The organism is Rhizorhabdus dicambivorans (assembly GCF_002355275.1).
Taxonomy (GTDB): domain Bacteria; phylum Pseudomonadota; class Alphaproteobacteria; order Sphingomonadales; family Sphingomonadaceae; genus Rhizorhabdus; species Rhizorhabdus dicambivorans.
On the sequence record NZ_CP023449.1, the window covers coordinates 1,510,416 to 1,536,207 of the forward strand.

Here is a 25,792-nt window from a genome sequence, read left to right on the forward strand (position 1 = left end):
GGGCGCGGCCGGAACGAACCGACACAGCGTGCGCGGCCCGCTGCTCATCGAGGCGGTCGACCATTCGGGACTGACGCAAGCAAACCATCAGCTATGGAGCCTCATATCATGTGAGCGTATGACGAACCGATGGGGCATCGCGACATCAGCCGGGGACCTGCGTGGTCGGCGGTTTCCGACGGCTGGTTTCGAGTGCCAGCCTGAGTTCACCGCTGCCGATCCAGTCCCGCAGGGTGGGCTTCACGATCTTGTTCATGGCGTTTCGCGGCATCGCATCGGCGACATAGTAATATTTCGGCACCTTGTAGCCGGCGAGCTGCGTCCTGAGCCATGCATCGATTTCCGCCAGGTCTGGTTCGTCGCGTGCCGGTTGGACCACCGCGGCGACCACCTGGCCCAGCCTGTCGTCGGGAAGGCCCACAACGGCGGCCGCGGCCACGTGGGGATGCTCTTCCATCGTACGTTCGACCTCGGCCGGATAGATGTTGGCTCCCCCCCGGATGATCATGTCGTTGCGTCGGTCGAGGATGTACAACCGCCCTTCCTCGTCCAGCCGGCCGACGTCCCCCGTCAGCAGCCAACCGTTCTTCAGGGCCTGCGCCGTTGCCTCGGGCCGGCGCCAGTAGCCTAGCAGGGGTGTATATACCCCCGCCCATGCTCCGGTTCGGCTGGCCCTGATCGCCACTTCGCCTGCTTCTCCCAAGGCGACCATTTTCTGCTCTTCGTCGAGGATGCCGATCTCCAGGTGGGGGAAGGCCCGGCCGCTCGAACCTGGTACAAAGGGCTCCGTGGGGTCCGTTTGCGCGACAGAGGTCGGCGCTTCGGTCAGGCCGTAGACGAGTTGCACCTCCGAGCCGAACCGCTCCCTGAAGGCGCGCCGTACATTATCGGGCAGACTCGCTCCGCCGGTCAGCGGTCGCACGAGAGACGGCAGCCGCCGGTTGCTGACCCGCGGATCCATCAAAAGGTCATGCAGCATCGTCGGCACGGCGAAGAGCACTTCTATGCTCTCTTTCTCCACCCAGTCCGCAACACCCTCGGGGTCGGTCCGATCCATGCAGATCAGGGTTCCCCCGCCGGCGAATGCCAGCACCCCGGCCCGGATCATGATGTTGTTGATCGTGAAGGCCTGTGCGCAGCCGCGGCGCAGACCCACGTCCCAGTCTCCCCTGGCGACCCAGGCCGCCGCGACGACGGCCACGTTGTGCTGGCTGTGCACCGCGCCCTTCGGCCGGCCCGTCGTGCCGCTGGTGTAGGAAATCAGCGCAGGGGCATGCGGATCGATGGCCACGTCGGCGCGTGGCGCGCCGGCGGCCTCGCGCACCGCCACGCGCCATTCGTCATCCTGCAAGGTCCCGTTCATCCGCACGATACGCGGCTTGAAGTCCGCATCCTGGAGCGAGGACACGAGCCCCGACAGATTCTCGTCGTCGATCAGCAGCAGCGACGCCTCGCAGTCGAGAAGCAGGTACAGTTTCTCTCGCGGTGCCAGCACGCGGTTCATGCCGATCCAGATGGCCCCCAGGCGCTGCGAGGCGAGGAAGGCTATGATGAGGTCAGCACTGTTGAAGGAGGATGCCGCGATGCGATCGCCGGCCCGGATGCCGAAGCCCATAAGGGCCTGACAGGCCGCGTTCACCGCCCCATCGAGTTCGGCATAGCTGTACCGACTGTTGCGATCGACCAACGCTTCGCTATCTGGCCGCTCCCTGAGAGGCTGCTCCAGCACGTCGGCGATGGTCTGTGCGCCGAAGGGGATACTGGGACGGGAGACCGGCGCAGCGAGGCCGAACCTCCCGAAGTCCAACTCATAGTCGCGTTCCACGATCTCTCCCATTCACTTCTTGCGGCCGGGGAACATCGTTCGCTCCCGATCCGCGGCCGGGCGATGCCGGTCCGATTTGCAATCCCTGGACAGGGCTGCGGCTTTCGAGGGCCGCGCCGCTTGCCTCAGCCGTTGGCGTAGGCGGAACGCCTGAGATCTTCCCGGGCGGCGCCATATTCGTCCACCAGCCGCTGGACGAGGCTTGCGGTGGACTTCACTTCGTCGATGACGCCGAGGCCCTGGCCGCACCCCCAGATATCCCGCCAGGCTTTGGCTTCCATGTTCCCGCCGCTCTGGAAATTCATCTCCTTGGGGTTTCCCACCGGCATGTTCGCCGGATCGAAACCGGCCCGGACGAGCGAAGGGATCAGGTAGTTGCCGTGGACGCCGGTGATGGCGTTGGTGTACAGGATGTCCGCCGCCGAGCTGTCGACGATCATCTGCTTGTAACCGGCCGCGGCGGTGGCCTCCTCTGTCGCGATGAACGCAGATCCCACATAAGCAAGGTCCGCGCCGGCAGCCTGAGCCGCGAGGATCGATGCTCCATGCGTGATCGCTCCCGAAAGGACGAGGGGGCCGTCGAACCATTTCCGGATCTCGCGGAGCAACGCGAACGGGGAGAGCGTGCCGGCGTGGCCGCCTGCCCCGGCCGCGACCGCTATGAGGCCGGTGGCCCCATTCTCTATCGCCTTGTGTGCGAAACGGTCGTTGATGACGTCGTGAAGGACGATGCCGCCATATCCCGTGATCGCCTCGTTGACGTCGCGTCGCGATCCCAGCGACGTGATGACGATCGGTACCTTGTACTTCACGCAGAGCTCGACATCATGTTCGAGGCGATTGTTGCTCTTGTGGACGATCTGGTTGACCGCGAACGGACGCCGTCCGCCGGGAAGCGAGACTTCTTCGCATATCTGGGCCAGCCAATCGTCCAGAACCTCCATGGGTCGGGCGTTGAGTGCCGGGAACGAGCCGATGACGCCAGCCCGGCATTGCGCGATCACCAGCTCGGGACCCGACACGATGAACATCGGCGCGGCCAGCACCGGCAATTGGAGCGTGTCCATGTGCGGCACTCGAGAAAGTGCGCCAGTCGCTAGCATCCGAAGCTTCTCCTCCAAGAATTTCCGTTTCGTTGGAGCTCGGGTCTCCAATCGGCAGTCCTGTGCGGCGGACGTCGCTATTCGCCCTTGAAATCCGGTGTCCGTTTTTCATTGAAGGCCTTGGCGGCCTCGAGATGATCCTTGGACAGATAAGTGAGGGTCTCGGCGCCGAGATGGGCCTCGATCACGCCTTCCAGCAGGCGCCTGAGAAGCATGTTGATGCTCGCCTTGGTGGCGTTCACGGCGAGCGTCGCACCACCTGCAAGCCGATCGGCCATACCGAAGCAGAGTTCGTCCAACTCCTGCATCGTCGCCGCGGACCCGGTGATCAGGCCGAGTTCGGCAGCTTCCTTGCCGCTTAGCGGGTCGCCCGTGAGCAGATATTGCTTCGCCTTCATGAAGCCCATCAAAAGGGGCCACATCATCGAGCCGCCATCGCCGGCGGTAAGGCCCACCTTCACATGGGTGTCGGCGATCTGGGCGGTCTCGATCATGTAGGAGAAGTCGCCGAGCACCGCGAGCGTCGCGCCGAGCCCCATGGCGTGCCCGTTGACGCGGGTGATCAGCGGTTTCTCCAGACGGAGGATCGAATATACGAGGTCCTTCGCCTCCCGCATCCCGCGCAGCCAGGCCGCGTGGTCCGCAGTCGTCAGCCTCCGCAGCATGTTCTTGACATCTCCGCCGGCGGAGAATGCGCGATCCCCGGCCCCCGTCAGGACGACCACCTTGACGTCGGGATCCCGGTTGATCGTCGAGAAGATGTGGGAAAGCTCCAAGTGCATTGCGGGGAAGCTGGCGTTCATCGGGGGGTTATGAAGAGTAATCACCATAACCGCGCGACGCTTCTCGATCTGAAGCGCCTTATATTCAGAATATAGTTCCAAAATCCTGGCCCCCAGAGCTCAGCTTAAGACAATCTCGGCCCCGCAGATGGCTGCGGTACGTGGCCACCATTCGCCGGCTGGATCAGGCTCATCTGCGGGGCTCGCGGATGCGCCTCATCGGCACCCGACGGACCGGCTCGGTATTTCACACCGCTGTTGGGCCAACTACTGCGAATCCGTCAGGATATCGGCGGCGTCCGCACTACTGCCGTTCTGGGGACGCCGCTGCCCGCCCAGCGCGTCAGTTCACGCCGGAGATGCTCGACCCGGGGGCCGTCGTGCGTTTCCTGCGAGCATGGGTATCCGGGGAATGCTGGCCGGCTTTTGCTGCGATGGCGACGACATCCTGCCACACCTTCCGGACGGCTTCCCGGTCGTCGTCGGCGTTCATCGCGACCACGACCTCCACCCTGGCGTCGCTGTCGATCACTTCCTTGGGAAGAAGCGAGCTGTTGACGCTGTCCTCGAATCCCCAAGCAACAAGGCAGATACGGTTCGCCAAGGCGAAGTGGAAGGCCGCGAGCGGGCCTTCCGAAACCCAATGGGGCCTCGCGCCGGCGCCCAGAAACGGACCGTAGATGGTCTCGAATGAATAGTCGTTGTCGATCAGGGGAATGGCGACGTCCAGCTCGCTTATGTCTGCCATGGATAGCTGGGGCTTTTTCGCCAGAGGGGATTCCTCGGGGACCAGCAGGCGGGGAGAGCCATTGTGGATCGTCAGGAAGTCGTAACGCTCCATGTCGTGGAGACGGCCGACGAGGCACATGTCGATTTCCCTGTCCCTTAGCTGGTTCATCAGCTCCGTGGTGTCGCTGACGACGGTCTTGAGGACGATTTCCGGGTGACACTTCGACACCGCCTCGAGAAGGGCCTTCCTCGCCGGCAGCCAGAAGGACGAGTCCGCCAATCCGAACAGGAGCTCGTTCTTCCCCGCCCCGAGCGACCGGGCGACCGACTCGACGCGTCTCGCGGCATCGGCGATTTCCTTCACGCTCTCGAAGAATTCCGCGCCTTCGGGAGTGAGCGTCGCATTGCGGTCGGACCGGTCGAACAAAAGGAAGCCCAGATGCGATTCCAGCTGCTTGATCTGCCGCGAGAGCCATGTCGGCTCGACGCCCAGCTTGAAAGCCGCCGCCGGCAGGGATTTGGCACGAGCGACGTGGTAGAATTGCACGAGCCGCCTAAGGTCTTGGTCCATCCTCATTCGTTGTTCTGCGGATCCCCACTCGGACGCGATTCTGGCTGATCGCCGCGTCTCGAGCCGGAATGGCCTCCTCCTTAGTTGACGTTCATGCACATCGACCGGTGCTGGCATTCCCACGTGCGCCATCACGGATGTTGCCGAAGCTCGGGCATTTTGCGAAGGACATCAATGCGCTTCAAGCGCCAACCATCCTTTTCCGCACCATTCCTACCGCACCAGGCGCGCGGGGCGCAAGCGCCTTCCTAGTAGATGGCCATGCTCGAAAGAAACTGCGGTTCGCTCGATGGCCGGGATGGTCAGCGAAATCCAATATTTCGGCACGAGTACTTCGGAGAATGATACAATACGCCTACTATCGACCCCAGTACATATGAGTTTTTACGGTTGATCGACACTCCCGTACGCAGCGATCTTCGTTATCAGCGAAGTCGGCGGGCGGGTTTTTGCGAGGCGCCTGGTCATCAAAAAAGAGGGGAGAGAGCCCCAAGGAACGATTTCGGACGCCGACTTAACCTTTTCGAATATTTTCGACGTTCTGCGCGGTGGACCAGAATGTCCGAACGGCCCGCCGTTCGTCATCCTTGTTCTTCAGGGCGACCACCTCCATCATCGCCGTGCAGTCGGAGATTTCCCTGAGCACGAGGGAGTCGCTGATCACATGCTCGAAACCCCAGGCGATCATCCCCATCCGTCTGGATGCCGCGAAATACATGGCGGCATAGACGCCTTCGGGTGACCAGTGAGGTCGCGCTCCGGCGTTCAGGAAAGGCTGGTAGATCAGTTCGAACGAGAAATTATTGTCTATGACGGGGAAGACGACATCGAGATCGCGGAAATCCGACATCGTTATCGTCGGCTTGTCGGCCAGCGGGGACTCCCTGGGTATGAGCAGGAAGGGGCTGTTCCGGTAGATTACGGTGCGGTCGAACTCATCCATGGGTTTGACGGCGCCGATGATGGCGATATCGACCGCTCCCTGCATCAGATCGTCGAACAGTTCGGTGCTGGTCTTGGCCGTGGTGGAGATGACCATGTTCGGATGCCGCGATCGGAACGACGTGAGTAACGCCTGTCTGACCGGGATCCAGAATGTGGAACTGCTGATCCCCACGGTGAGTTGAAGGCTCTTTTTCTGCTCCAGAGCATAAGCCACCGCTTGCGCCTGGTTCGCAGCGTTCGCCAGCTGCTTCACGGCGCTGAAGAGCTGCTGCCCCTCCGGCGTCAGCGTGACGTTCCTGGTGGTTCGCTTCAGCAGGCGGCAGCCCAGCTGAGTTTCCAGCTGCTGGATCTGACGCGACAGCCATGTCGGATCGACGTGCAGTTTCTGGGCCGCCCGGATGAACGACGTCCCTTCCGCCACGTAGAAGAAGCGCACTGCGCGCGCGAGATCGACATCCATGTACGCCACCGGCCCGCTTGACTTGAAGTGGCCGGTTGTGGGCCGTTTCCGTTCTTCGGTCAATCGCGCGGCGGGCCGGAAGCCCGGTTCGGGCGGGCCTGGATTGCTGCGAATATGGCGTGAATTTCGGGAAGGAAGCACTTCTCACAACGCGGTCCCGCCAGCAGGGTCCGGGCTCACGCGGCAACAACGCGGCCTATTCAATTCATACGATCGAGCATGGCAACGGCGCAGATGGATGGACATGCGGGCGAGACCTGGACCCCGGAGGAGCGCGCAATTCGTCGCGACCTGGCGGCGTGCTATCGGCTCGTTGCGCTCTACGGCTGGGATGATTTCACGGGAACCCATATCTCGGCGCGGCTGCCGGGCGAGAGCGACGCGTTCCTGATCAATCCCTATGGCATGTTCTTCGAGGAGATCACGGCGTCGAGCCTGGTCAAGGTGAACCTCGCCGGGGACATCATCGAGCCCTCTCCCTATCCCGTCAATCCGGCGGGCTTCGTCATCCACAGCGCGATCCACATGGCGCGGGAGGATGCCGGATGCGTGATCCACCTGCATACCCGCGACGGTATGGCGATCTCGGCGATCGAGGAGGGGCTGCTGCCGCTCACGCAGCCCGCGATCCTGATCATGAGCGAGATCGCGTTCCACGAATATGAAGGCGTGGCCACGAATCTGGAGGAACGCGCGCGACTTCAGAGTGATCTGGGCGAGAAGAACCTCATGTTCCTGAGGAACCACGGGACGCTCGCGGTTGGCCGCTCGGTCAGGGAAGCCTTCCGGGCGATCGCCAATCTGGAGACCGCCTGTTCCGCGCAGGTGGCGGCGCTGTCGATGGGACGTCCGTTGCACCTCCCCGATCCCCAAGTGGCGGCCGACGCGGATCGCAGGTTCACCCGGGAGATGATGGCGGCTTCGGCGGAGCGCAACTGGCCGGCCCTCCTTCGCAAGCTCGACCGCGAGAACCCCGGTTACGCGGATTAGGCAGCGCAAACTTAAAGAATGCGGCGAACGAGGCTGTCAGCTCGGCGCGGATTCTCAATGTCGAATTGATCGACCATGGAGTGGAAAATGCGGGTAATGGTCGCGGTGAAGCGAGCGATGGATTACAACGTCAAGGCACGCGTGAAGCCCGATGGTTCCGGGGTCGACCGTTCCAACGTCAAGATGTCGATGAACCCCTTTGACGAGATTGCCGTCGAGGAAGCGGTTCGTCTCAAGGAGGCGGGCGTCGCGACCGACATCGTGGCCGTGTCCATCGGTCCCGTACAGGCTCAGGAGACGCTGCGAACCGCGCTGGCGATGGGTGCCGACCGAGCAATATTGATCGACGCTGGTGATTGCGATCTCGAACCGCTCGCCGTGGCCAAGGTGCTGCGGGGGCTGATCGCCGAGGAGAAGCCGGATCTGGTGGTGCTGGGCAAACAGGCCATCGATGGTGACAATGCTGCGACCGGCCAGATGCTGGCGGCGCTTCTCGATTGGCCGCAGGCTACCTTCGCGAGCAGCCTGGCAATAGCCGGGGGATCTGCCACGGTTACCCGCGAGGTCGATGGTGGACTGCAGACCGTCGAACTGGAATTGCCGGCCGTCGTAACGGCCGACCTGCGCCTCAACGAGCCGCGCTATGCATCTCTGCCCAACATCATGAAGGCCAAGCAGAAACCGCTCCAGATGAGGGCGCTGGACACTCTTGGTGTCGATGCCTCTCCGCGCCTGAAGGTGCTGAGGGTCACCGAGCCGCCGGTCCGCGCCGGTGGCATCACGGTCGGGACCACGGCCGAACTCGTCTCGAAGCTCAAGAATGAAGCGGGAGTCCTGTAATGGCCGTCCTCGTCATCGCCGACCACGACAACCAGTCGCTCAGAAATACCACCCACAAGACGGTGACGGCCGCTCGGGCACTTTCGGACTCCGTCGACCTGCTCGTGGCGGGTGCCGGTGTGGCGGATATCGCTTCGGAAGCTGCTGGCCTGGCCGGCGTCCGCAAGGTGATTATGGCCGAGAGCGCGGAGCTCGGGCAGGGCCTAGCCGAGGCGTTCGAAGCGCTCGTGGTGCCTCTCGCCGGGGGATATGATGCAGTGCTCACCCCCGCGACCGCCCAGGGGAAGAATGTGAGCCCGCGCATTGCGGCCAAGCTGGATGTCGCCCTGATCTCCGATGTGGTCGACATCCTCGACGCGGACACCTTCGTCCGGCCGATCTACGCGGGCAATGCGCTGGAGACAGTGCAAGCCTCGGATGCGACAAAGATCATCACCGTCCGTCCGACCGCCTTCGCTGCGACAAGCGAGGGCGGATCGGCCGCGATCGAGGCCGTCGAGGCTCCCGTCGCCCCCGCGCGGTCCCGCTTCGTCAGCGAGGAGGCGGTCAAATCTTCCCGTCCGGATCTCGCCAGTGCGAGGGTGGTGGTGTCCGGGGGGCGCGCCCTCGGATCGCCGGAGGAATTCCGGGCGGTCATCGAGGCGCTCGCGGACAAACTGGGTGCTGCCGTGGGTGCGAGCCGCGCCGCCGTCGATGCGGGTTATGCCGCGAACGACTGCCAGGTTGGCCAGACGGGCAAGGTGGTGGCCCCCGAACTCTACATCGCGGTCGGCATCTCCGGTGCCATCCAGCACCTGGCCGGCATGAAGGACTCCAAGGTGATCGTGGCGATCAACAAGGATCCCGACGCACCGATCTTCCAGGTCGCCGACTATGGGTTGGTCGCCGATTACAAGACTGCGGTGCCGGAGTTCATGCAGCAGTTCGGAGATCTGACGTGAGCATCGACTCTCTCACCGGCCTTGCTGCCGCGCAGGGCATTCCCTCCCTGCGGCCGACGATCTCCGGCCGCGAACATGTCGTCACCGCCGGCCACTATCTCGCCTCTCAGGCCGCCTATTCGATCCTCGAAGCGGGCGGCAACGCGGTCGATGCCGGTGTCTGCGCGGTCCTGGTGATGGGGGTCGTGCAGAGCGAGATGGTGAACGTCGCCGGCGTGGCACCGATCGCCGTCTATCTGGCCGAGCGGGATGAAGTGCTCACCATCAGCGGGCTGGGGTGGTGGCCTCGGGCCGTCTCCCCCGACCTGTTCGTTCGGGAGCATGGCGGGAGGATTCCCGAGGGCATCCTCAGGACGGTGGTTCCTGCGGCGCCCGATGCGTGCCTGACGGCGCTCGCCCAATTCGGCACGATGAGCTTCGGAGAGGTGGCGCGCAGTGCGATCCGCTTCGCCCGCGATGGCTATGTGATGTACCCGTTCCAGGCCAATCTGCTGGAAACCTTCGCGGAAACCCTGGCGCAATGGCCGAGTTCGGCAAAGATCTACCTGCCGAACGGTGCTCCACCGAAGGTCGGCGACCTCTTCGTCCAGGCCGATCTCGCCGCGAGCCTGCAATATATGGTGGATTGCGAGGCGGCCGCATCGGGCCGGGGCCGCGTGGCTGGCCTGGATGCCGCTCGCGACGCCTTTTACCGGGGGGACATCGCCCGCACCATCGTCGCCTATCACGAGGCCAATGGTGGGCTACTCACCATGGAGGACCTTGCCGGCTTCCGGGTCGAGACGGAAACGGCGCTGTCGAAGAAATTCGGATCCTCGACAATCTATTCCTGCGGCGCATGGTCACAGGGCCCGAGCCTGCTGCAGATACTGACCACGCTTGAGGGCATCGATCTGGCCGCGCTCGGCCATAACAGCACGGCCTATGTCCACACGATCACCGAGGTCATCAAGCTCTGCTTCGCCGATCGGCATCACTATTTCGGCGATCCCCGGTTCGAGGACGTGCCTCTCGACGAACTGTTGAGCGCCGCCTATTGCGCCGGGCGCCGCAGGCTGGTCTCGCCGACAAGGGCCGCTCCCGAGATGCCCGCTCCGGGCAGGGCGGGGCAGGGGCCGCGGATGGAAGCGGCGGGATCGATCGAACGTCCGCCTGCGCTGCCTGCCCTCGATACGTCCTACGTGGCCGTCATCGACGGCAAGGGCAATGTATTCTCATGCACGCCCAGCGACGTTTCGACCGATACGCCGGTGATTCCCGGCACGGGCCTTTGCCCGTCCTCAAGGGGGAGCCAGTCCTGGGCCGATCCCGCCCATCCGTCGAGCGTGGCGCCGGGGAAGCGCCCGAGGCTGACCCCCGCAGCTTTCCTGTTCAGGACGGACGAGGGCGGCGTCGGTGCGTTCGGGACACCGGGCGGCGATGTACAGCTGCAAGCCCTGGTGCAGGTATGGTTGAACATCGAATTGTTCGGGATGTCGCCCCAGCAGGCGGTGGAGGCACCGCGTTTCGCGACGTACAGCTTCCCCGATTCCTTCGAGCCCCATGCCTATAATCCCGGGCGCCTCAACGTGGAGGCGCGGTTCGGCGACGAACGGATGGGCGAACTCGCCAAGCTCGGCCACGACGTCGTCGGCTGGCCGGATTTCGCATGGCGCGCGGGAGCCGTCTGCTTCGCACGGAAGTCTCCTTCCGGAGTGCTTGAGGCGGCAGCTGATCCGCGGAGACCGGCCTATGCGATCGGGCGGTGACATAAGGCATCAGTGCTTCATCGGGGTCTGACATGGGTTTTGAAACGATCATATTCGAGCGCGAAGAGGGTGTGGCCCGCATCCGACTGAACCGGCCGGAGCGGCTCAACGCCTTCACCGTGAAGATGCACGAGGAGATTGGGGGTGTTCTCGAACAGCTCGCGGCGGACCGCGATCTGAAGCTGCTGCTGCTGACCGGGGAAGGTCGAGGCTTCTGCGCGGGCCAGGACCTGCTGGAGCTAAAGCGGGAATCCGGCGAACAGCCACGCGATCTGGGGGCATCGCTCGAGTGGCGGTGGGGACCCCTGGCGCGGCGCCTGGCGCGATTGCCCGCGCCCGTGATCTGCGCGGTGAACGGGGTGGCAGCGGGCGCCGGTGCCTCCATCGCCTTCGCCTGTGACATCGTCATCGCTCGCAAGAGCGCGCAATTCATACAATCCTTCGCGCAGATCGGTCTCGTGCCGGATGCGGGCGGCACTTGGCATCTCCCGCGGTTGGCCGGCCAGGCGCGCGCCATGGGACTGGCCCTGACGGCCGAGCCGCTGCCCGCACAGACGGCCGCCGAATGGGGATTGATCTGGCGTGCGGTTGATGACGAGGCTTTTGCCGAGGCGGTGGAGGCGTTGATCGGGCGGCTTGCCGCCATGGCGCCGCTGGCGCTCGCCGGAATCAAGCGGGCGATCCGGGCGAGCAGTACGTCGACCCTGGAGCAGCAGCTGGATATCGAGCGGGATCTGCAGAGGGAACTTGGCTGGAGCGAGGATTATGCGGAGGGCGTTCGCGCCTTCGAGGAGAAGCGGCGCCCGGCTTTCAAGGGGCGCTGAGGGGGAGCGATCATGGGTGTGTTGGACGGCAAGGTGGTGCTGGTCACCGGCGGCGCGAACGGGATCGGGCGCGAGTGCGCGTTGCTCGCCGCGCGCGAGGGTGCGAAGGTCATCGTCAACGATCTGGGCGCGGGCGTAACGGGCAAGGACGACGATTCTCCCGAGACCGCCGAAGGCGTGGCGCGGCAGATCCGCGCCAGCGGCGGCGAGGCGGTATCCAATCGGGATAGCGTTGCCAGTTTCACGGCGGTCGAGCGGATGGTACGGCAGGCGCTGGACGAGTTTGGACGCATCGACGCCGTCATCAATCCCGCCGGCATCCTGCGCGACGGGATGTTCCACAAGATGCGGGAGGCGGACTGGGATGCGGTCGTCGAAGTGCACTTGCGGGGCGCCTTCAACGTGTCGCGTGCGCTGGTCGAGTTGTTCCGCGAGCAGGGCAGTGGCTCCTTCGTGCACTTCACCTCCACCTCCGGGCTGATCGGCAATCTGGGGCAGGCGAATTATGCTGCGGCCAAGATGGGCGTGGTCGGGCTGTCGAGAATCCTCGCCATGGAAGGCGCCGCAAAGGGCGTCCGCTCGAACGTCATCGCTCCCTTCGCCTGGACGCGGATGATCGCCACCATCCCCGTGACGGACGAGGCGTCCGCGCAGCGCGTCGAGCGGATGCGCACAGGCATGCGGGCGGAGCAGGTGGCCCAGCTGGCCATAGCGCTCGCCGCCGACGCCGCCTCCGACGTTTCCGGTCAGATATTCGCGGTGCGCGGGAATGAAGTCATATTGTTCAATCAGCCGCGGCCGATCGCCTCGGTGGCGCGGGGCGACGGCTGGACGCCGGAGACGCTGCTCGGCGACGCCCTCAACGCGCTGAAACCCAAATTCACCGACCTCGGCGCTTCCGCCACCGTCTTTCCATACGACCCAGTCTGATCGGAGCCGTCATGCGCCGCGCCGCCATCGTAAGCCCTGTTCGTACCCCTGTCGGAAAGTTCCTGGGGGGCCTCAGTAGCGTTCCGGTCGAGGATCTCTGCTCCATCGTGGTCAAGGCCGTGGTCGGGCGCAGCGGGGTGGATCCCGCGATGATCGAGGATGTGGTCTTCGCGCAGAGCTACGCCAACAGCGAGACGCCCTGCGTTGGCCGCTGGGCGGCCCTGTCCGCGGGTCTGCCGGTCGAGGTTCCGGGCATGCAGCTCGACCGCCGCTGCGGCGGCGGCCTCCAGGCGATCGTCACGGCCGCGATGATGATCCAGACCGGGGCAGCCGACGTGGTGCTGGCGGGCGGCGTCGAGAGCATGAGCAACATCGAGCACTATGTCACCGGATTGCGAAGCGGCGTTCGGCAGGGCTCGCCGATCCTCCATGATCGGCTGGACCGGGGCCGCGAGCGCTCGCAGCCGGTCGAGCGCTTCGGCCGGATTTCGGGGATGGTGGAGACCGCCGAGAATCTGGCCAGCCAATATGGGATTTCGCGCGAGGAGGCCGACGCCTTTGCTGCCGATAGCCAGCACAAGGCAGCCCGCGCCTGGGACAGCGGCGTGTTGAGCGCCGAGGTGGTGCCCGTGTCCGTTCCACAGAAACGGGGGGAGCCGCTCCTGTTCGATCGGGATGAGGGTGTGCGGGGCGACACGACGACGGAAGCGCTGTCGAAGCTCCGTCCGATGATGGCGGACGGAATCTGCACGGCGGGCAATTCGAGCCAGCAGAATGATGCAGCGTCGGCATGCCTGATTGTGGCGGAGGACCTGTTGGAGCCGCTTGGCCTGAAACCGATGGGATTCCTGGTCGGGTGGGCGGCGGCCGGTTGCGATCCCGCGACCATGGGGATCGGACCGGTGCCGGCCGTGGAGCGGCTGTTCGCCAAGACCGGGCTTGGATGGAACGACGTCGGCTTGGTAGAACTCAACGAGGCCTTCGCCGCACAGGTTCTCGCCGTCCTCAAGGGATGGGGCTGGGATGATCGCGACAAGCTCAACGTCAACGGTTCGGGAATTTCGCTGGGCCACCCGATCGGCGCCACCGGGGTGCGCATCATGACCACGCTGCTGCATGAGATGCAGCGCCGCGACGTGCGCTATGGGCTGGAGACGATGTGCGTCGGCGGAGGCCAGGGCGTCGCGGCCCTGTTCGAACGCGCATGAGGCGGCGCGTACAGGCGGGGAGCCCGACGTCGGGCTTGTAACCGTCTGGCCCTACGCCACCTGCCTGTCGCGTATCTCGCCGGGTTCGATCGGCTCGCCCTCGAAGGTGGCTTCGACCAGCAGCCGGTTCGGATCTCGGTGCTGTACCTGGACGAGGTTGGTCCCAGGCACGGGGATCGCCATATAGGCGCAGCCGTCGGCCTTCACCTTGTCGAGATATGCCGCGAGACCCGTCACGCGAAACGCCACATGGTCGCGCATGCCGGGCAGGTTATTGTCCGTTTCGATCACGTGCAGAATGGGATAGTCGCCGCCCTCGGCATAGAGCCAGGCCCCTCCGACCGAGAAGTCGGGCCGGAAACCGGGCCTAAGGCCGAAAAACTGCTCGTAGAAGCGCAGGGTGGCGACAAGGTCTGTCGTCCTGATCGTCACATGGTCGAGCCTGATTACGGACATGTTCGTTCTCCCATCGTGGGTCGGACGGTTGTGCATGTACCCTCGGCGGCATTGGCCGGGGGCGGCTATTATGAGGAACTCTCGGCCTGCTGCATTTTCTCGATCTGCAGCGTCTCGCCTTCGGCGATGATCTGTCCGCAGATACTGCGCATCAGTTCGGGGTTTATCCCGCGCTCGACCGCATGGCTCATCCACCGATCGATGACCAGCTGGACACGATGAGGGATGTGGGCCTCGAGCCCGGCGGACATTTTCAAGGGCGCCACTGCACGGCACAAGTCGAGGCGCCGGGCCACGAGGGCGACGATGTCATGGTCGAGGCTCTCGATGTCCTTTCTGATCCGCTCGAGTTCGGCCAATGTCTGGTCCGTCATGATATGTCTCCCTTGGGGCCTGCCGGGCGGGCCGCCTTTCACTTGGCCAGCCAGAAATCCCTCGCCTCGCCCTGGAACTGCAGATCGGCGATCAGGAACGCCGCGTCCCAAAGCTGGCCGGGCACCATTTCCCAATGTTCGACGGCGAGGTCCCCCTCGAAGCGCCACCCGCCGACGCCGATGAAATCTTCGGCCTTGCCGTCCCGTTCCAGCCGGGTGAGGAGGCGAACGATCCCATAATAATCGTCGGCGAGGATCTGATCGACTCCCAGAAGCCGGAAGCTGTGGCCGGCAATCGCCATCCGGCGCGCGCCATAGGCCTGGGTGAACTCGGCGCCTCCGGTCGCGGCCAGGCGCACGCCGCCAGTGTGGATCACGAAATCGGGCGACACCTTGGCGAAGGCGGATCGCTGATGGGCGACCTGCTTCTCGTCCCGCTCGGACGGCTCGAGGCTTTGATCGCTCTGGATCGCAATAACCCCTTCGTAGAGATGCGCGAGCCAGAGGGCATTTGGATGGTCTGCAGTCATCATGGGCGTATTCTCCTTGTCACTCGGGGGGGCTTGTTCGCTCCACGCGACGGCAATCATTTTTGTCCGGTGCGTGCGGCCAATGCGGCCTATTGGATGCGGATTCGCGAGATGAAGTCCCGAACGACCTGGCTGAGAGGCGGAGTGTTCGGGGTGTCGAGCCAATAGTCGATGGCTGCCCTCAGGGCCGCCTGGGTAACTTCGGCGGCGAAGCGGGGATAGACGTCGTAGCCGGACTTGCCCTTCCGCGTGCTGATCTGCTGTGCCAGCGCTTCCAGCGCCGTCGCGTCGGAACGATATTTCTCAGCCGCCAGCGCAGGTTCGGCCTTCAGCAGTCGCATGCGCCTGACCCACGCACGGTCCGGGTCTGTCGGGTAGAGAGCCGCGCAGGCATGGGCGAGCGCTACCCACAGCTCTTCGTCTTCCGGCCGTTCGCGCAGCGCCTCGACGACGAGATCATAGTTGTGGGTCAGGACCCCCACGACCGCAGCTTCCTTATTCGGGAAGTAATTCCGGAAGGTCCGCAGGGATACGCCGGCCTGTTCGGCGATATCCTCGATCCGCAGTTGCGCCAGGCCATATTTGTCCGCCAGTTCCAAAGCCGCGCTGGCCAGGGCAGCCTTGGTCGCGTCCTTCTTTCGTTCGCGTAGCGGTATGGTGGATGACATCAGGGTTCTCCGACTTCACATTCCGTAGTCGGTCAACGGCGTGGTGTTCGGTTTGTCGAGGCCGAAAACGCGCTTGAGCAGTCCCGATCTCACCAACCCATTCCGCACTTTCGTCCCCAACCATGTGCGCGGCACGAACATGCCGGTGAACAGATGACCCTGTTTTTCCAGCACGAGAGGGCGGTGGGCGAGGTCGTAGTTCTTGAAACCCTCCACATGATTGCCGTTGGCGGCGAACAGTTCCCCAGCCAGTCGATAAGCGCCAATCAGTCCGAGCAGACCTCCGGCGCCGGAGAAGGGGGAGGCGCAATGCGCCGCGTCGCCGACCAGCGCAATCCTTCCGTTCGACCAGGAGGGCATCACCACCTGTGCCTGCGCGTCGAGGTAGAAATGGGGATCGTCGTCTATCTGCTTCAGGATGTTCGGTGTGTCCCAACCCACGCCTTCGAAGGCATTGCGTAGAATCTGACGTTGATGCTCGATGTCGCGGTAGTGATATTCGAGCGGCTCCTCCTGGCGGAACGCCAGGTAGACCATGGACGGTCCATTACCCGCCGCCTGGACCATCACCGATTTGCCCGGCTCGTTGAAGAGCGTGCTGGCCCTTTTCTGGGCGAAGGGAGTGGAGGCCATCGTGACGGCAAAATAATGTTTCTTGAACCTGACGAACTGGTCGGACGGACCGAACGCGATGCGGCGGACCCCCGAGTGAAATCCGTCGGCTCCTATCACCAGGTTGAACCTGCGCGGAGCACCCTGCTCGAATGTCACGTCCACGCCCGACGCGTCCTGGCTGAGGCCACTGATCGCATCGCCAAAGACATATTCCACGGAGTCGCGCGTGTTCTCGTAGAGAATGCTGGACAGTTCCCCGCGCCGGATTTCGGCTGCTCCTCCGCCCTCTTTCTGGAGCGCCTGGAGATCGAGCGAGCCGATCAGGCGGTTCTTCGCGTCCACGAAGTTCGCGGCGATGTCGTCGACCCTGCGCTCCCTGACGACATCCATCAGTCCCATGCGCTCGACGACCTGAATCGACTGGTCCCGAACGTCCACGCCCTGTCCGCCCAGGCGCAAGGTCGGCGAGAGCTCCACGATCGTGACGGCGTAGCCGATGCGATCGAGCCAGAAGGCGAGCGCAGGCCCGGCGATGCTGGCTCCAGCGATCAAAACGGTTTTCTTGGTCATCAGACACCTCATTTCCGACTCGGTCGTACAATAAAATTGCCTAAAGTGCAATTTTGCTTTTTAGGCAATTTTATTGTCGCGAGATGAAAGTGGTGGACGTCTGATGGTTGGTAGGAACCGCTGCGTCCGGCGTCAGTCCGCCCCGTTCTCTCCCACGCCCGAAGAGCGCTGGTCGCGATAGCGCACGGGCGTCACACCCTCAAAGTCCCGAAAGCGCTTGATGAGATGCGATGCATCGGTGAATCCGCATTCGGCTGCGATGTGGGCGATGGGCCATTGGGTGTCGCTGAGCAGGCGCCGAACGCGGCCCATCCGTATCACCTCCTGGGCTGCTTTGGGCGTCATTCCGAGGTCGGCCACGAACAGCCTCGTCAGGTTTCGCGGCGTCGACCCCACCATCGATGCGATATCGGCAAGGCTTAGACGCTGATCGAGAAGCCGTTCGATCGCGAGCAGGCTTCTGCGCACGCGCGGATCACGGGCCTGCGCGAAGCCATGGACGGCAGGGGCGGGCTGCGGTGCCTCAGCCGGTATCGCGGCCTCCTCGAGCATGATCCGGAGGCCCTTCGCGGCCGAACCGGGGCCGAGGTGACGCTCCACCAGCCAGCTGGCCAGATGAACCGAGCCTACGCCTCCCGGACAGGTGATACGGTTGCCGTCGACGAGGAACATCCGATCGGAGACCAGGGGAAGGTCGGGGAACTCGGCCGAGTAGTCGACATGATGGAACCAGCTCACACATGCGCGGCGCCCCTGCATCAGCCCTGCCCGGGCAAGGGTGAAGACGCCGTTACACAGGCCGATCAGTGGAATTCCCGCAGCGGCGGCGGCCCGCAGATAGGCGAGCAGCGTTTCGGTCTCCTGCTCCGTTCCATGGAGCGTGCCCCCTATGACGACGACATAGTCGAACGTTTGGGGATCGATCAGCCCATCGTTCGGCTGGACCACAATGCCGTTGCTCGCCTTCACCAGCTTCCTGCCTTCGCTGAGGACCGACCATTGGCAGCGTATCTGTCTCGACCGGTCCCCCTCGTCCGCGGCCAGACGCAGGGTGTCGATGAAGCCGGCGAGCGCGAGCATGGTGAAGTTCGGCAAGGGCAGAACCGCCACTCGCAGATGAGGCCTGACCGGAACAGGCGCCGCGCGGGTTTCAGCCTTCGGCATGTACGACGGTGGTGATAGATCGAGATGGCTTCGCGGACAATGCAACGTCACCCCTGTCGCGCTGCCGCGGTCAGCAATCCGCGAAGCTCACCGCGAGCCCGCCGAGCGAGGTCTCCTTGTAGACATCGCTCATATCGGCACCGGTGCGCTTCATGGTCTCGATGACCTTGTCGAGTGAAACATGATGCTCTCCGTTTCCCATCAACGCGAGGCGCGCTGCATCTATGGCCTTGATCGCGCCCATCGCATTGCGCTCGATGCAGGGGATCTGGACGAGCCCGCCTATCGGGTCACACGTCAGGCCGAGATTGTGCTCCATCGCGATTTCCGCCGCATTTTCGACCTGGGCGTTGGTGCCTCCGAGCACCGCCGCCAGTGCGCCCGCGGCCATCGAGCAGGCGACACCCACTTCCCCCTGGCACCCGACCTCCGCTCCCGAGATCGACGCGTTGCGCTTGTAGAGTGCCCCGATCGCCGCCGCCGTGAGGATGAAGACGCGTCGACTGTCCGGCGTCGAGCCGTGATACCGGTCGAAGTAGCGCAGAACGGCGGGAAGGATGCCGGCGGCACCGTTTGTTGGTGCCGTGACGACGCGCCCGCCCGCGGCATTCTCCTCGTTGACCGCCATGGCCCACAGATTCACCCAGTCCATGGGCGCCAGGGGGTCAGGATCCCCGGCCGCTTCGCGCGCTTCGAGAGCGGCCAGCATCTCTTTGGCCCGCCGCTTCACCTTCAACCCGCCCGGAAGCTCACCGTGCTGACCGAGGCCTCGATCCATGCAGGCGTCCATGGCTGCGATGATGTCGTCCAGCCCGGATTCAAGCTCCTCCCCGGTGCGCAGGGCCAGTTCGTTCTCGCGCATCACCCCCGCGATCGTCAGTCCGGCTGCATCGGCCTGGCGCAGGAGTTCCGTGGCGGAGGCGAAGGGCAGGGGAACTTCGCCCCGATTGTCGCCGAGCGTCCGCAGCTCTGCCTCGTCTTCGGCGATAACAAACCCGCCGCCAATGGAGTAGTAGGTCTTGGCGAGGATCGCCTCGTTCGACGCGTCGATGGCCGTCAGGCGCAGGGCGTTGGGGTGTCCGGGCAGCCGCTCGCGATGCGCCCAGACTATGTCTTCCTGGGCATCGAACGCGATCGGGCTCCCGCCGCCGAGGGTGAGGCGGCGGCCGGTCTGGATAGCTTGGAGAGCGGCGTCCGCCGCATCGAGATCGATCGTGTCCGGCCAGAAGCCCGAAAGCCCCAGCAGAACCGCACGGTCGGTCGCGTGCCCCTTGCCGGTCAGGGCGAGCGATGCGTAGAGCGTCACCTTGAGGCCTGCGGTCGAGTGCAGGCGGCCCGTCCGCTCAAGCTCCGCCACGAACCGTCCCGCGGCGATCATCGGGCCCATGGTGTGGCTGCTCGACGGACCGACCCCCAGCTTGAACAATTCGAACGTGCTGACGATCATTCCATTCTCCAACCTTCCCAGCTCGCCGACGTCAGCGAAATCCGGCGCGCCGCCGATTCTGAAGGTGCATCGCTAGTCCCTGAACACGACGGTCTTCGGTCCGTTGGCGAATGAACGGCCGCTCAGGTGGAGAGAAACGGCTCTCGCCAGCACACGGCGCTCGATGTCCCGTCCCTTGCTGACCAGATCCTCGGGCGTGTCCTGGTGGCTGATCCGCTCGACGTCCTGCTCGATGATCGGCCCTTCGTCGAGGTCGGCCGTGACGTAGTGAGCCGTGGCGCCGATAAGCTTCACCCCGCGCGAATGCGCCTGGTGGTAAGGCTTTGCTCCCTTGAAGCCTGGCAGGAAGCTGTGATGGATGTTGATGCACCGTCCGGCGAGGAAGGCCGCGAGCTCGTCGGACAGAATCTGCATGTAGCGGGCCAGAACCACCAGTTCCGCACCCGTTTCGACCACCAGCTGCCTGATCTTCGCTTCCTGTGCGGCCTTGTCGGCCCTGGAGACGGGCAGGTGGTGGAAGGGGATTTCTCCGAAGTCGGTTCCAGCGAATGTCTCAAGAGGATGATTGGAAATGATGCCAACCGGCTGCATCTGCAGCTCTCCGATCCGCCAGCGGTAGAGAAGATCCACCAGGCAATGGTCGAATTTCGAAACGAGGATGAGGACCCTCTTCTTCTCGTCCGCCGGCACCAGAGACCATTCCATCGCGAGCTTCGCCGCGATCGGGGCGAAATCGGCCCGGACGACGTCCGGCGCCACGGCGGACGGCAGGCTGAACGTCAGCCGCACGAACAGCCGCGCCGTTTCGGTGTCGCAATAATGGTGGGCTTCGAGCACGTCGGCCCCATGCCGGAAGAGCTCGGTCGTGATCGCGGCCACGATCCCGGGCTTGTTGGGGCAGGAAACGGTGAGCCGGTAGACCGCGTCGGACAGTGGGGCTGGCGTCTTGGGGGCAGGCGTCATTGATGGGTTCTCTTGCTCTCGCACTGCCGGCCGGCATGGGCCAGGTGGCGTGTCAGGTAGGATGCGAAGGATCGAAGCGCACGAACCTGCCAGGCACGCTCGGCGCCCGGGCGCCACAGGACGATTTCCGCATGGCCATAGACAGTCCGCGTGGCCCGGCCCGGGGGGAAGCTGGCGTCCGCGAGGTCGAGCGGGCAGCCCGCCGCAAGCACTTGGGCGGCATTGTCCCCGGATAGCTCCCATGCGAGTTCGCGGTCGGAGATCTCGACGAGCGAAAGCGGTGTGGAGCGGGCCAGGGCGGCGAGGCCATCCGCGGCGTCGGCCGTCTGCGCGATCAGCAGCCACTCGTCGGGTCCGAGTTTTAGGGCGTGCCGCCCGTCGCGCGACGAACTGGCGAGCGGGGCGAGGTCCAGCGGCGCCTGCCAGGCTGCCGATGCCTCCTCGATCGCCTGCGCGCGGAGACGCAGCGCCCATTGGTGCCCCGGTGCCAGCGGACGGAACGGGAGACCCGTTCCGGCCAGATGTCCGATCGGCTTGTCGGTATCATGCATTGAGGCGCTCTCCCTTGGGATCCAGGAAGACCGGTTCGCAGACGCGCCACAGGGTCGGCGCACCGTCCAGGCTCGTGGCGCGGACGAGCTCGCCGTGACGGGCCCTGCCGTTTTTGAGCAGGCCGAGCGCGATCGGCCCGCCCAGCGCTTCGCTCCAATAGGCGGATGTGACATGGCCTTGCGCGCTGAAGGGCGTCAGGGCGCTGTCGCGCACCAGCTGGGCGCCTTCATCCGGCACGGTCGAGTGCCCCGAGGGCAGGAGGCCGACGAGTTGCTTCCGGTCGGGTGAAGCCGGGCCGGCGAGGGTGAGCGAACGCTTCCCTACGAAATCGCGCTTCGCCTTGCCGATCGCCCAGGTCAGTCCGACATCGTCCGGAGTCACCGTGCCATCGGTTTCCTGGCCGACGATGATGAAGCCCTTCTCGGCGCGCAGCACGTGGAGCGTTTCGGTGCCATATACCGTCGCCCCATATTTGTGGCCTTGCGCCCAGATGGCTTCCCAAACCTCCAGTCCACGGCTCGACGGGACATTCACCTCGAAGCCCAGTTCGCCGGTGAAACTCACCCGGAACAGGCGTGTCGGCACGCCTGCGATCCGCCCCTCCCGCACCGCCATGTGCGGGAAGGCTTCGACCGACAGGTCGATGCCTTCCACCAGTGGCGCAAGGATGTCGCGCGCACGCGGACCCTGGACTGCGACGACCGCCCATTGTTCGGTGGTTGAGGTGAGCCACACGTCGAGGTCGGGCCATTCGGTCTGGAGATAGTCCTCCATGAGATTGAACACGCCGGCCGCCCCGCCGGTCGTCGTCGTGACATGGAAGCGGTCCTCGGCGAGCCGGCCGACCACGCCATCGTCGAAGATGAAGCCGTCGTCCCGCAGCAGAACGCCATAACGGCAGCCGCCGGGCTTCAGCTTCGTCCAGGCGTTGACGTACATGCGGTTCATGAATTCGGCGGCGTCAGGGCCCACGACCTCGATTTTCCCGAGGGTGGACGCGTCGAGGATGCCTGCCGCCGCGCGCGTGATCCGGCATTCGCGCCGCACGGCGGCTTCCATGCTCTCCCCGTCCTGCGGAAAATAGCGGGCGCGTTTCCAGAGGCCCACGTCCTCGAACACCGCACTTCGGGCGACGGCCCATTCATGGGTCGGCGTCAGGCGGGCAGGCAGGAAGCCCTCGCCTCGGTTGTTGCCGGCCAGTGTCCCGAAGGTGACCGGGGTATAGGGCGGTCGGAACGTGGTGATGCCGACCTGCCCCATCGGCACGCCCATCGCTTCGCCGACGACGGCCATCGCGTTGACGTTGGAGGTGCGGCCCTGATCGGTCGCCATGCCGGTCGTCGTGTAGCGCTTGAAATGCTCGACCGAGAGAAACCCCTCGCGGACGGCGAGCCTCAGGTCCTTCGAGGTCACGTCGTTCTGGAAGTCGATGAACGCCATCGCGCTGTCGGCCGCGACGCTCATCGGCGTCTGGCGCATGTCGATGGCGCCATCCGCGCGTGCGCAGAGGGGTGCCCGGCCCGGCTCCACGCCTACGGCGCTTGCGCCGGCCGCGAAGCCGTTCTGCAACGCTGCCGAGGTCGGGAAGTCGCCTTGGCATGCGCCGACGCAGGTCAGAGCCTCGCTGGACTCTCCGGGAATATAGGCTTCGAGCCGCTCGTCCCACCGCAATGCCCCCCGCGTTTGCGAGAAGAGATGGACGGTCGGTGTCCAGCCCCCCGCCATCAGCACGAGGTCGCACCGGAAGGTCCGCCGCCGGCCACCCGGCAGTGCGATCTCGACGGATGTGACCCGCAGCCGACCGGTGGTCTTCAACGGCTTGGCGCCCCGGATCACCTCGATACCGAGTTTCGCGGCCTCGCCGGCCAGCAGGGCGGGGAGGGCGGTGCGCAGGTCGGCGATCGTCGTTGCGATTCCGGCCCGCGCCAGATCGAACGCCGTCTGATAGCCGCTGTCGTCCCGGGTCAAGACCACTCCCGCGCGACCGAGGCGCACGCCGTAGCGGTTGAGGTAGGCACGTGCCGCCGAAGCCAGCATGACGCCGGGCCGATCGTTCCCCTTGAAGACGATCGGCCGTTCATGGGCGCCGGTGGCAAGGATGACCCGGCCGGCGCGCACCTGGCGCCACCGCTCCCGCAGCGATCCCGGCGCCGCGTCCGCGACGTGATCGCTGACGCGTTCGGCCAGGCTGATCATGTTGTGCGAGCCATAGCGAAAAGCGGTGGTTCGCGTCAGGATCGTCACATTGGGCCTGGCCGACAGTTCGGCGGTCGTCCGCTCCAGCCAGGTCCAGGCGTCCATGCCGTCGATGACGGCATCGGGATCGGCGAGAAGCGAGCCGCCAAGTTCGGAGCGCTCATCGCACAGGATGACCCGCGCCCTGCCTGTGCTGGCTGCCAGCGCTGCGGCCAGGCCGGCCGGCCCCGCCCCGACCACAAGCACTTCGCAATGGTCATATTGAAGGGCATAGCTGTCGGGATCGGCATCCGTCGGTGGCGGACCAAGTCCTGCCGAGCGTCGGATCGCGGGCTCGTACACCGTCTTCCAGGCCGATCGCGGCCACATGAAGGTCTTGTAGTAGAAGCCGGCGGGAATCAGGGCCGATGCGGCGTCGTTGATGGCCCCGATGTCCCACCTCAGCGAAGGCCAACGGTTCTGGCTGCGCGCCACCAGGCCCTCATGGACCTCGACGGTGGTCGCCTGCACGTTCGGCTGTACCCGGCCGGGCCCGCGGTCGATGGTGACCAGGGCATTGGGCTCCTCGACACCGGCGCCCAGCACGCCGCGCGGCCGGTGATATTTGAAGGAGCGGCCAACGAGATGCACTCCATTGGCCAGGAGCGCGCTGGCGAGCGTATCTCCTGCGTATGCGGTCATCCGGCGTCCGTCGAAGCTGAAGCTGACGGGGCGCCCACGATCGATCCGACCTTTGTCCGACAGACGGAAGGAGTCCTTCATTGTCCGCACTCCAGCGGCGGTCGCGGCGTGCCGGCGGGGTAGCTTCCCGAGAAGATGTTGGTCACGGTGTGGCGCAAGGCGTTGAAGTAACGGCGGCAGCCATGGACATGATGCCAGCGTTCGGCATGGTGGCCCGCGGGATTGCTGCGCTCATAAAGATAGGCCGCCCAGGCCGCGTCGTCGAGCGACGCCGGATCGAGCGGGCGGCTGATATGGGCCTCACCCGCATAGCGGAATTCGATCTCGGGGCGGGGCCCGCAAAACGGACATTCGATAACCAGCATCGGGGCCTCCTCAGTGCGCGACCGCCGCCGCCGCCGCCTCGTTGATCAACCGTCCGCTGACGAAGCGATCCAGGGAGAAGGGCGCTGCGATCGGGTGTGGTTTCCCGGTGGCGAGGATGTGGGCGAAGACGTGCCCGGAGCCTGGCGTGGCCTTGAAGCCGCCGGTGCCCCAGCCGCAATTAGCGTAAAGACCGGGCACGGGTGTGGCACCGATGATCGGCGACCGATCTGGCGTGAGGTCGACGATCCCGCCCCAGTTGCGCAGCATCCGCATCCGCGCGAACTGGGGGAACAGCTCGCAGACCGCCTCGACGGCCTGGGCGGTAACGTGCGCGCTTCCGGCCTGGCCATAGCCGGCATAGGCGTCCGATCCCGCGCCGATGACGAGCTCGCCCTTGTCGGACTGGCTGACATAGCCGTGCACGGTGTTGGACATGACCACGCAGTCGAGCACCGGTTTCGTGGGCTCGGAGACGAGGGCCTGCAGGGGATAGCTCTCGATGGGCAGCCGCACGTCGGCCATCGCCATCACCTGGGAGCTGCGGCCGGCGGTAACGACCCCGATCTTCCCGGCGCCTATGAACCCGCGGGAGGTTTCGACGCCGGTGACCGCGCCATCGGCACCCCGCCGGATTCCGGTCACCATGCAATTCTCGATGATGTCGACGCCTCGCGCACTCGCCGCGCGGGCGTAGCCCCAGGCGACCGCGTCGTGCCTTGCCGTGCCTCCGGATCTCTGCAGGGCCGCGCCGACGATCGGATAGCGGGCATCGCGCGACATGTTGAGTCCGGGGCAGAATTCCGCGACCTGCTGTCGCGACAGCCAATGATTGTCGATGCCGTTGAGTCGATTGGCGTGGACGTGCCGCTTGATGGATTGAATGTCGTGTACGGTGTGGGCCAACATCAGCACGCCGCGGGGGCTGAACATGACGTTGTAGTTGAGGTCCTGACTCAGGTTCCGCCACAGCTGAAGCGCATGATCGTAAAGCGCCGCGCTTTCATCGAACAGATAGTTGGATCGAATGATCGTCGTGTTCCGGCCCGTATTGCCGCCGCCGATCCAGCCCTTTTCGACCACCGCAACGTTCGTGATGCCGTGTTCCTTGGCGAGATAGTAGGCGGTCGCCAGGCCATGACCGCCACCGCCTATGATGACGATGTCGTAGCACTGCCGCGGTTCCGCCTTCCGCCACTGTTGCGGATATGCGGTTTGGCCGTTGAACGCGCTCCGCAAAAGGGTGAGGGCCGAGAATCTCATGCGGCGACCTTTCCACCGGACCGCTATTCAAGCATAGTATAAACGAGGCATGTG

General features: G+C 64.8%; 24 protein-coding genes. 7 read left to right on the forward strand and 17 right to left on the reverse strand.

Features of this window, described 5'->3' with window-relative positions:
* Window positions 1–145: 145 nt before the first annotated feature.
* The 5 genes from CMV14_RS07180 to CMV14_RS07200 form a co-directional block, all read right to left on the reverse strand.
* Complete coding sequence (locus CMV14_RS07180) at window positions 146–1,825, reverse strand: class I adenylate-forming enzyme family protein (protein WP_176489006.1); 1,680 nt, start codon at window positions 1,823–1,825, stop codon at window positions 146–148.
* Window positions 1,826–1,950: 125 nt separating this feature from the next.
* Window positions 1,951–2,892: an NAD(P)H-dependent flavin oxidoreductase gene (locus CMV14_RS07185; RefSeq protein ID WP_202820886.1), complete on the reverse strand. Its 942-nt coding sequence runs from the start codon at window positions 2,890–2,892 to the stop codon at window positions 1,951–1,953.
* Between the two features lie 113 nt (window positions 2,893–3,005).
* Window positions 3,006–3,731, reverse strand: coding sequence for an enoyl-CoA hydratase-related protein (locus CMV14_RS07190; RefSeq protein ID WP_238147220.1), 726 nt, complete (start codon window positions 3,729–3,731; stop codon window positions 3,006–3,008).
* Between the two features lie 322 nt (window positions 3,732–4,053).
* Window positions 4,054–5,127 (reverse strand): LysR family transcriptional regulator, encoded by a 1,074-nt coding sequence (locus tag CMV14_RS07195; protein ID WP_176489005.1) that lies wholly within the window; start codon window positions 5,125–5,127, stop codon window positions 4,054–4,056.
* Between the two features lie 397 nt (window positions 5,128–5,524).
* Window positions 5,525–6,415, reverse strand: coding sequence for a LysR family transcriptional regulator (locus CMV14_RS07200; RefSeq protein ID WP_066960531.1), 891 nt, complete (start codon window positions 6,413–6,415; stop codon window positions 5,525–5,527).
* Window positions 6,416–6,634: 219 nt separating this feature from the next.
* Here CMV14_RS07200 and CMV14_RS07205 point away from each other — a divergent pair, with 219 nt between their 5' ends.
* The 7 genes from CMV14_RS07205 to CMV14_RS07235 all read left to right on the forward strand — a co-directional run bounded on the left by CMV14_RS07205 (window position 6,635) and on the right by CMV14_RS07235 (window position 13,896).
* Complete coding sequence (locus CMV14_RS07205) at window positions 6,635–7,405, forward strand: class II aldolase/adducin family protein (protein ID WP_083215708.1); 771 nt, start codon at window positions 6,635–6,637, stop codon at window positions 7,403–7,405.
* 87 nt (window positions 7,406–7,492) lie between these two features.
* Window positions 7,493–8,245: an electron transfer flavoprotein subunit beta/FixA family protein gene (locus CMV14_RS07210; RefSeq protein WP_066960528.1), complete on the forward strand. Its 753-nt coding sequence runs from the start codon at window positions 7,493–7,495 to the stop codon at window positions 8,243–8,245.
* On the forward strand, window positions 8,245–9,186 hold the full coding sequence (locus CMV14_RS07215) for an electron transfer flavoprotein subunit alpha/FixB family protein (RefSeq protein WP_066960525.1): 942 nt from the start codon (window positions 8,245–8,247) through the stop codon (window positions 9,184–9,186). Before CMV14_RS07210 ends, CMV14_RS07215 begins: the two co-directional genes overlap by 1 nt.
* Complete coding sequence (locus CMV14_RS07220; protein WP_066960522.1) at window positions 9,183–10,934, forward strand: gamma-glutamyltransferase family protein; 1,752 nt, start codon at window positions 9,183–9,185, stop codon at window positions 10,932–10,934. Before CMV14_RS07215 ends, CMV14_RS07220 begins: the two co-directional genes overlap by 4 nt.
* A 32-nt stretch (window positions 10,935–10,966) precedes the next feature.
* A complete protein-coding gene (gene paaG / locus CMV14_RS07225) occupies window positions 10,967–11,758 on the forward strand; it encodes a 2-(1,2-epoxy-1,2-dihydrophenyl)acetyl-CoA isomerase PaaG (protein WP_066960519.1) in 792 nt (263 codons plus the stop codon).
* Between the two features lie 12 nt (window positions 11,759–11,770).
* Window positions 11,771–12,688, forward strand: a complete 918-nt coding sequence (locus CMV14_RS07230) for an SDR family NAD(P)-dependent oxidoreductase (protein ID WP_066960516.1) — start codon at window positions 11,771–11,773, stop codon at window positions 12,686–12,688.
* Between the two features lie 11 nt (window positions 12,689–12,699).
* Entirely contained in the window at window positions 12,700–13,896 is a 1,197-nt protein-coding gene (locus tag CMV14_RS07235) for an acetyl-CoA C-acetyltransferase (RefSeq protein WP_066960513.1), read from the forward strand.
* Between the two features lie 51 nt (window positions 13,897–13,947).
* Here CMV14_RS07235 and CMV14_RS07240 read toward each other — a convergent pair whose 3' ends face one another.
* The 12 genes from CMV14_RS07240 to CMV14_RS07295 all read right to left on the reverse strand — a co-directional run bounded on the left by CMV14_RS07240 (window position 13,948) and on the right by CMV14_RS07295 (window position 25,738).
* Window positions 13,948–14,352 (reverse strand): VOC family protein, encoded by a 405-nt coding sequence (locus CMV14_RS07240; RefSeq protein ID WP_066960511.1) that lies wholly within the window; start codon window positions 14,350–14,352, stop codon window positions 13,948–13,950.
* Between the two features lie 68 nt (window positions 14,353–14,420).
* On the reverse strand, window positions 14,421–14,726 hold the full coding sequence (locus CMV14_RS07245) for a chorismate mutase (RefSeq protein WP_139114681.1): 306 nt from the start codon (window positions 14,724–14,726) through the stop codon (window positions 14,421–14,423).
* A 38-nt stretch (window positions 14,727–14,764) separates the two neighbouring features.
* The gene (locus CMV14_RS07250) at window positions 14,765–15,259 is read right to left on the reverse strand and encodes a hypothetical protein (RefSeq protein WP_139114680.1); all 495 of its coding nucleotides are present in this window, start codon (window positions 15,257–15,259) and stop codon (window positions 14,765–14,767) included.
* Window positions 15,260–15,345: 86 nt separating this feature from the next.
* Window positions 15,346–15,924 (reverse strand): acyl-CoA-like ligand-binding transcription factor, encoded by a 579-nt coding sequence (locus CMV14_RS07255; protein WP_066960502.1) that lies wholly within the window; start codon window positions 15,922–15,924, stop codon window positions 15,346–15,348.
* Between the two features lie 15 nt (window positions 15,925–15,939).
* Window positions 15,940–17,109 (reverse strand): FAD-dependent monooxygenase, encoded by a 1,170-nt coding sequence (locus CMV14_RS07260; protein ID WP_066960499.1) that lies wholly within the window; start codon window positions 17,107–17,109, stop codon window positions 15,940–15,942.
* A gap of 132 nt (window positions 17,110–17,241) precedes the next feature.
* Entirely contained in the window at window positions 17,242–18,189 is a 948-nt protein-coding gene (locus CMV14_RS07265; RefSeq protein ID WP_176489004.1) for a GlxA family transcriptional regulator, read from the reverse strand.
* 154 nt (window positions 18,190–18,343) lie between these two features.
* Window positions 18,344–19,720, reverse strand: a complete 1,377-nt coding sequence (locus CMV14_RS07270) for an L-serine ammonia-lyase (RefSeq protein WP_066960494.1) — start codon at window positions 19,718–19,720, stop codon at window positions 18,344–18,346.
* Window positions 19,721–19,792: 72 nt separating this feature from the next.
* Window positions 19,793–20,683 carry a formyltetrahydrofolate deformylase gene (purU, locus tag CMV14_RS07275; protein WP_066960491.1) on the reverse strand — a complete coding sequence of 297 codons (891 nt, stop codon included), beginning with the start codon at window positions 20,681–20,683 and terminating at the stop codon, window positions 19,793–19,795.
* A complete protein-coding gene (locus CMV14_RS07280; protein ID WP_066960488.1) occupies window positions 20,680–21,234 on the reverse strand; it encodes a sarcosine oxidase subunit gamma in 555 nt (184 codons plus the stop codon). Before CMV14_RS07280 ends, purU begins: the two co-directional genes overlap by 4 nt.
* Complete coding sequence (locus CMV14_RS07285) at window positions 21,227–24,193, reverse strand: sarcosine oxidase subunit alpha family protein (protein ID WP_066960486.1); 2,967 nt, start codon at window positions 24,191–24,193, stop codon at window positions 21,227–21,229. Before CMV14_RS07285 ends, CMV14_RS07280 begins: the two co-directional genes overlap by 8 nt.
* Complete coding sequence (locus CMV14_RS07290; RefSeq protein WP_066960482.1) at window positions 24,190–24,477, reverse strand: sarcosine oxidase subunit delta; 288 nt, start codon at window positions 24,475–24,477, stop codon at window positions 24,190–24,192. Before CMV14_RS07290 ends, CMV14_RS07285 begins: the two co-directional genes overlap by 4 nt.
* Before the next feature lie 10 nt (window positions 24,478–24,487).
* Complete coding sequence (locus CMV14_RS07295) at window positions 24,488–25,738, reverse strand: sarcosine oxidase subunit beta family protein (protein WP_066960479.1); 1,251 nt, start codon at window positions 25,736–25,738, stop codon at window positions 24,488–24,490.
* Window positions 25,739–25,792 lie beyond the last annotated feature (54 nt).